Raw genomic sequence first — 6,369 nt, 5'->3', positions numbered from 1 at the left:
ACAACGAGTACAAGACCCAGGACGAGAACCACCTCCTGGAGACCACCGGCAAGCAGCTCCGCAAGCTGATGAGCTGGGTCGACGAAGAGGCGTAACCGGAAATCCCTTGTGCATGCGCAAGGCATGTACAAGCTTCCTGACGGGACTCCCGCCGGATAAAGTAATCAGTGAAATCACCGCCATGGGGGAAAATTGATACGCGCAGCGGTCCTGGCAGGAATTGGAGCGGCTCTTCCGTCCCGTTCGGTGTCGAATGACGAACTTGCCGAGACACTGGATACCAACGACGCGTGGATACGTACCAGGACCGGCATTCGGACCCGGCACTGGACCGATACCGGAACCAACACCGGTGATCTCGCGACCGCCGCCGGCGCGCGGGCTCTGAAATCCGCCGGGGTCGATTCCGCGGATCTGGTGATCCTCGCGACCAGCACCGGAAACCAGCCCATGCCCGGCACGGCACCCGAAGTCGCGACCGCACTCGGACTCGGAAACGTCGCCGCGTACGACGTATCGGCAGCCTGCTCCGGATTTCTCTACGCTCTGTCCGCTGCCGCCGGGGCGATCGCAGCCTGTGTCGCGGAACGGGTCCTCGTCATCGGGGCGGACGTCTGGTCCACGCGACTCAACCCGCAGGACCGCTCCACCACCATCATCTTCGGTGACGGCGCGGGCGCCGCGGTGCTGCGCGCGGGGAACGGCGACGAACCGGGCGCGCTGCTCGGCTTCGACCTGGGCAGCGACGGGATCGGCCACGAGTTGGCCCAAGTGGCCGGGGGCGGTTCGCGTGAGCGGGGAAGCGGGCGACCGCCGAACCCCGAGGACGCGTATATGACCATGCAGGGCAAGGAGATGTTCACGCACGCCGTCAACAGGATGGCCGCTTCGTCGGAGCAACTGCTCGAGCGGATCGGCTGGGGGGCGGCGGACGTCGACTGGTGTGCCGCGCACCAGGCGAACATCCGGATTCTGCACACAGTCGCGGACGTGCTCGGAGTCGATCGGTCCCGCATGCTGGTGCACCTCGACAAGGCGGGCAACACATCGGCTGCCTCCATTCCGCTGGCGTTGACCGACGCGGCCAAGAGCGGGCAGATCAAGGCCGGTGACCGCGTGCTGATGACCGCGTTCGGCGGTGGCCTCAGCTGGGCTTCGACCGCGATGCGGTGGCCCGAACTCGACGTGATGGAAATCTCCACGGACATCTGAGCCGCCTGATTTCTGCGGCTTTCTCTCCTGTACACACCCTGCCCTCTGAAGGGGATTCATGAACTCCCAAGGTGTTGCCGAGAACATCGTGAAAATCCTCACCGACAACTTCGATCTGGATCAGGAAGTCACCCCCTCCACCCCGTTCAGCGAGATAGAACTCGACTCGCTCATCATGCTGGAGCTTTCCGTGCTCATAGAGCGGAAGTACGGCATCAAAATAGCTGAGGACGAGTTGGTCGAGGCCGGCAGCGCGACCGGTGTCGTCGTGCTGATGGAATCCCGCGGAAGTGTCGAGGCCCCCACCGCCTGATCCGGCCTCTCCCACCCGGACGAATTTCGCTCTCTCCTGGAGGAACGCCATGCACAGCCGTATCGGAATATTCCTGTCCCCCGTGAACGAGCCCGGCCAGGACCCGCACCTGGTCCTGCGCCGCCAGCTCGACCTGGTGGAGAGGGTCGATGCGCTCAACTTCGACGAGGCGTGGTTCGGCGAGCACCACACGCTCGGCTGGGGGCTCGTCGGCGCCCCGGAAACGATGATCGCCGCAGCCTCCCAGCGGACCCGGCAGATCAAGCTGGCCAACGGGGTCGTGCCGCTTCCCTGGCACCACCCCTTCCATGTGGCCTCGCGTGCCGTGCACTTGGACCACCTCACCCGCGGCCGCTACATCCTCGGCGTGGGTCCCGGCATCTTCCCGGACGCGCAGATGCTCGGCATCGAGGCGAGCGAGCAGCGCACCCGGCTCGCCGAAGCGCTGCCGGCGGTGATCGAGCTGGTCAACGGCGAGGCACGGATCACCGAGAAGACCGACTGGTACGGGCTGCGCGACGCCAAGCTCCAGCTGCCCCGTTACACCCCCGGCGGCCTGGAGGTGGCCATCGCCAGCGGCGGCACCTCGCCCACCAGCCCGCTCCTGGCCGGACAGCACGGCACCAGCCTGGTCTCCTTCGCGCTCAGCCAGCCCGGCGCACCCAAGACCATCGACCTCGCCCGGCAGTGGAGTTACGCCGAGGAGGCCGCCGAGCAGTACGGCCACACCATGAATCGGGACAACTGGCGGGTGGCCCTGCCCCTTCATGTGGCGGAGACCAGGGAACAGGCGTTCGCCGATGTCCGCGAGGGCTTCGATCGCTGGCTCTTCGACTTCTTCGGCCGCGCGGCGGGTCGCGATGTGTCCACCCCCGGCGTGCCCAAGGGCCAGGAGCTGGAGGCGCGTATCGAGGCCGGCGGTGCGATCGTCGGTTCGCCCGAGGACGTCGTCGAGGGCATCCAGCGACTGCGGGAGCGGACCGGCGGGTTCGGCAACCTGCTGGTCTACATACCGGACTGGTGCTCCTGGGAGAAGACGGACAAGAGCATGGAGCTGCTTGCCCGCTACGTCGCACCGCAGCTGACCGGCGCCGTCGCGCGTCCCAAGGAATCCATCGAGCACATCGTGGCCAGCCGGGGCTGAACCGGGGCCAGCGTCCCACACCCCCTCCCCCCATCCCGAACCGGAGCCTTCATGACCGTCGTCGGCAGGAATACAGCCGAGGTCGCGCAGAGTGCGGGGCACAAGGTCCCGCGACTACGGACCCCCCTCCTCTTCGCGAGCCTTGTGGCCGGAAACTACCTTGTCATCCTTGACGTTTCGATCCTGAACGTCGCCCTTCCCGACGTGCGCAGCGACCTGCATGCCTCCGCGTCCCAACTGCCATGGACGGCGGACGCATACACAGTCGTCTTCGCCGGTCTGCTCCTCGCCTCCGGAGCGGTCGCCGACCGCTGGGGTCCGCGCCGGGTCTACCGCACCGCCCTGTGCCTGTTCGCGCTGCTCTCCCTGGCGTGCGCCGCTGCCCCCAATGCGCTCAGCCTGATCGCCGGCCGCGCGACACTCGGTATCGCGGCGGCCGGCCTGGTCCCGGCCTCGCTCGCCCTCCTCGCCAAGCTCTACCCGGACCCCAGTAAGCGCTCCCGGGCTATCGGCGCCTGGGGCGCGCTGAGCTCCAGCGGCTTCATCGCCGGGCCGCTCATCGGCGGCGGTCTCGTCGAACTCGGCGGCTGGCGCTCGGTGTTCCTCGTCAACCCGGTGATCATCGCCCTGGTGCTGCTGCCCACGAAGTGGCTCAGCACCCACCGGTCGACGAGCTTCAAGCGGATCGACTACGCGGGTCTCATCCTGTCCGTCCTCGGGCTCGGGGCCGTCACCTTCGGCCTGATCGACGCGGGCAGCCAGGGCTGGGACCGGCCCACCGCTCTGATCGCGCTGGCCGTCGGTGTGCTCGCGTTCGTGGCACTGCTGCTCGTCGAGCGGAAGGCGCAGGCTCCGGTGCTGCCGCCCCGCCTGATGGCGCTCAGCCGGGTCCGCGCGGACCTGATGGCGGGAGCGATGTCGTGCTTCGTCTTCTACGGCTCGTTCTTCGCGCTGACCCTGTGGCTGATCCGAGAACGGGATCTCTCCCCGCTGCAGACCGGTCTCGCCCTGCTTCCGATGACGCTGCCCGCCTGCTTCATCCCGTTGCTCGCCGGGCGCGCGGTCGTCAGATACGGGGCCAGGGCGGTCATCCTGGTGGGGCTCGGGGCCCACGTCCTCGCCGGGCTGGGGCTGTGCTTCGTCGGTGACCACCCGCCACTGGCGGCGCTGGTGCCCATGGAGATCTTGCTGACCATCGGCGGGACGACGGTGGTGCCCGCCGTCACCGCGGACATGGCCTCGGCCGCACCGCCGGAACTCGCCGCGACCGGCCAGGGCGCGGCAACCGCCTCCCGGCAGGCGGGAGTCGCCCTCGGTGTCGCCGTGCTCGGCACATTGTCCACGCTCGCCTCGACCGGCCTGGTCGTGATGGTCGCCGCTGGGCTGGCGCTGGTGGTCGTCCTCGTCGTGCTGCGCAGGCCGGCGACCGCGACGGACGTCGCGTGACCGGGTCGTCCGGCGGACGCGCGGCGGGTGGGGGCGCGGCCTTCTTCGACGTCGACGAGACGCTGATCACCGCCAAGTCCATGTTCGAGTTCCTGCGCTTCTGGCTGGCCCGTACCGGCGACGACGGCACCCGGTACGCGCGGTACGCGGCCACGCTGCGGGACATGTCCGCCCTCGGCCTGCCCCGCGAAGAGGTCAACCGCGCCTACTACCAGTACTACACAGGCGCCTACGCCGCCGACGTGCGGGCGGCGGGCCGGGACTGGTACGCCGCCTACAGGGCACGCCCGGACGCCTTCGTCACGGCGGGCATCTCAGCGCTGGCCGGGCACCGGGCGGCCGGGGACGCTGTCGTGCTGGTCTCCGGGTCCTTCCGGGCCTGCCTCGACCCCCTCGCCGAGGATCTGGCGGTGAACCGGGTGCTGTGCGGTGAACTCGTCGTCGACGAGCGCGGGTTCCTCACTGGCGAGGTCGTCGAACCGATGATCGGCCGGGCGAAGGCGGACGCCGTCGTCCGCACGATGCAAGAACTCGGCCTGGCCGCCGAGCGCTGCTGCGGGTACGGGGATCACGCCAGTGATCTCGACATGTTGCGCGCTGTGGGCAGGCCGTCGGTCGTCGGAGACGATCCGACGCTCGGCGAGCTCGCCCGCAGGCACGGGTGGCCGGTGATGTCATCGGCCCACGGAGGAAGAGAGGAAAGCTAGTTGAGTACGCAGACCATACAGACGGCACCCATCACATCCGGGGACTTCGCGGACAAGGTGGCCCTCATCACCGGGGCCGACCGTGGCATCGGTCGCGCCCTGGCGAGCAGGCTCGGCGCCGAAGGGTGCCGGCTCGTCCTCCACTCGCACAACGGGGAGGGCCTGAAGAAGGCAGTCGCCGACCAGGGCTGGGAGGACGAGCAGGTGCTCACCGCCGTCCATGACGTCGCCGACGCCGTGGCCGTCGAGGCGGCCGTCGCCGAGGCCGTCACCCGTTTCGGGAAGATCGACTACCTGCTGAACGTGGCGGGAGTCGCCCACCCCGGCGGTGCCCTCACGACGAGCCAGGAGGTCTGGGACCGTACCCTCGCCACCAATCTGACCGGCTACTTCGTGATGGCCCGGGCCGTATTGCCGCACATGAAGGAAGCGGGCGACGGGTTCATCGTCAACATGTCGTCGATCTGGGGCAAGCGGACTGCACCGCCTGGCGCCATGCTTGCCTACTCGGTGTCGAAGTGGGGTGTCGAGGGCCTTACCAAGGCTCTTGCCGAGGAGGCCAAGCCCTGGGGCGTCCGCGTCTCGGGCATCGTCCTGGACAAGGTCGACACCGCCTTCCGCGAGAACATGCCGGGCGACCTCACACAGGAACAGCGGGACCTGATGCTGACCGCCGACGATGTCGCCGACGCCACCTACGCGATCCTCACCAGCTCGCGCCGCGCGCACGCCGCCACCGTCGAGCTCGACGCCTGGCAGTGGGTCTGATGCCGGCGCAGAATCCCACGATCCTCTACATAGTCGGCGACCGCTTCGGGCCCTTCGCCACCCACGACACGACCCGCACGGTCTCCCGCTTCGTCCGCGACCTGCGCGCGAACCGCCACCAGGACGACCCGGAGCTCGTCCTGATCGAAGGCCAGGGCATCACCTCCTTCGACTGGGACCGGATCCGTGACGAGCTGGACCGCCGGGGCCTCACCGACCGCGCGCGAATACGGGAGAGCGACGCGGGCTGCCTCTGCCGCCAGAGCGAGACCCACAAGCACCGGGAGTGCAACGTCCTGGTCGCGGGCCTCAGCCGGGTCGGCGAGAACACCTTCCGGGCGGCCCTGCGCATCCACAACGACCAGGAGCTGCTCCTCGACCACCAGGGAGCGCACGTCCAGGGCATGGTCATCCTGGAGGCCGCGCGCCAGATGTTCGTGGCGGTGAGCGAGCGGTACTACCTGTCCCGTTGGCCCGAGCAGCAGTACAGCTTCGTGCTCGACAGCATGGACAGCAAGTTCCAGACGTTCCTGTTGCCGCTGGCCGCCTCGATCGAGTTCGAGGTTCACTCGGCGGATCTCGGTGACCCAGCCCAGCTCCGCTTCGACGTCCAGGTCACCATTGAGCAGGCCGGCCTGCCCTCCGCCACCATCCGCATGGCGTGCGGCGCCATCCACAGCTCGGCCATGGCCGAGAAGGAACGCCGGAGCACCGTGCGGGCCCTGCGGGTGCTCGGCCGCCGCGAGCCGGGCCTGGCCGTGGCCGGCTGAGTCGGGCTC

Annotated in this window: 7 protein-coding genes; all 7 read left to right on the top strand. The window is 68.7% G+C overall.

The genetic code is table 11. The features are described 5' to 3' along the window. The first annotated feature begins 192 nt into the window (after positions 1–192). The 7 genes from ACFYR3_RS19315 to ACFYR3_RS19285 are packed head-to-tail and all read left to right on the top strand — an operon-like array spanning position 193 to position 6,360. Positions 193–1,212 carry a beta-ketoacyl-ACP synthase III gene (locus ACFYR3_RS19315; protein WP_389283974.1) on the top strand — a complete coding sequence of 340 codons (1,020 nt, stop codon included), beginning with the start codon at positions 193–195 and terminating at the stop codon, positions 1,210–1,212. Positions 1,213–1,270: 58 nt separating this feature from the next. Further along, the gene (locus ACFYR3_RS19310) at positions 1,271–1,525 is read left to right on the top strand and encodes an acyl carrier protein (protein ID WP_355856319.1); all 255 of its coding nucleotides are present in this window, start codon (positions 1,271–1,273) and stop codon (positions 1,523–1,525) included. Positions 1,526–1,574: 49 nt separating this feature from the next. Beyond that, complete coding sequence (locus ACFYR3_RS19305) at positions 1,575–2,669, top strand: LLM class flavin-dependent oxidoreductase (protein WP_355856322.1); 1,095 nt, start codon at positions 1,575–1,577, stop codon at positions 2,667–2,669. 51 nt (positions 2,670–2,720) lie between these two features. Continuing rightward, the gene (locus ACFYR3_RS19300; RefSeq protein WP_355856325.1) at positions 2,721–4,115 is read left to right on the top strand and encodes an MFS transporter; all 1,395 of its coding nucleotides are present in this window, start codon (positions 2,721–2,723) and stop codon (positions 4,113–4,115) included. Continuing rightward, positions 4,112–4,822, top strand: coding sequence for an HAD-IB family hydrolase (locus ACFYR3_RS19295; protein WP_356785946.1), 711 nt, complete (start codon positions 4,112–4,114; stop codon positions 4,820–4,822). The genes ACFYR3_RS19300 and ACFYR3_RS19295 overlap by 4 nt, the downstream gene beginning before the upstream one ends. Continuing rightward, positions 4,823–5,590 (top strand): SDR family oxidoreductase, encoded by a 768-nt coding sequence (locus ACFYR3_RS19290; protein WP_355856331.1) that lies wholly within the window; start codon positions 4,823–4,825, stop codon positions 5,588–5,590. Then, positions 5,590–6,360 carry an AfsA-related hotdog domain-containing protein gene (locus ACFYR3_RS19285; protein WP_355856334.1) on the top strand — a complete coding sequence of 257 codons (771 nt, stop codon included), beginning with the start codon at positions 5,590–5,592 and terminating at the stop codon, positions 6,358–6,360. The genes ACFYR3_RS19290 and ACFYR3_RS19285 overlap by 1 nt, the downstream gene beginning before the upstream one ends. Positions 6,361–6,369: the final 9 nt, after the last annotated feature.

This window comes from Streptomyces sp. NPDC005784, assembly GCF_042871525.1.
Classification (GTDB): domain Bacteria; phylum Actinomycetota; class Actinomycetes; order Streptomycetales; family Streptomycetaceae; genus Streptomyces.
Note: the sequence above shows the minus strand (reverse complement) of the source record. Positions and strands in the feature narration are given on the sequence as shown.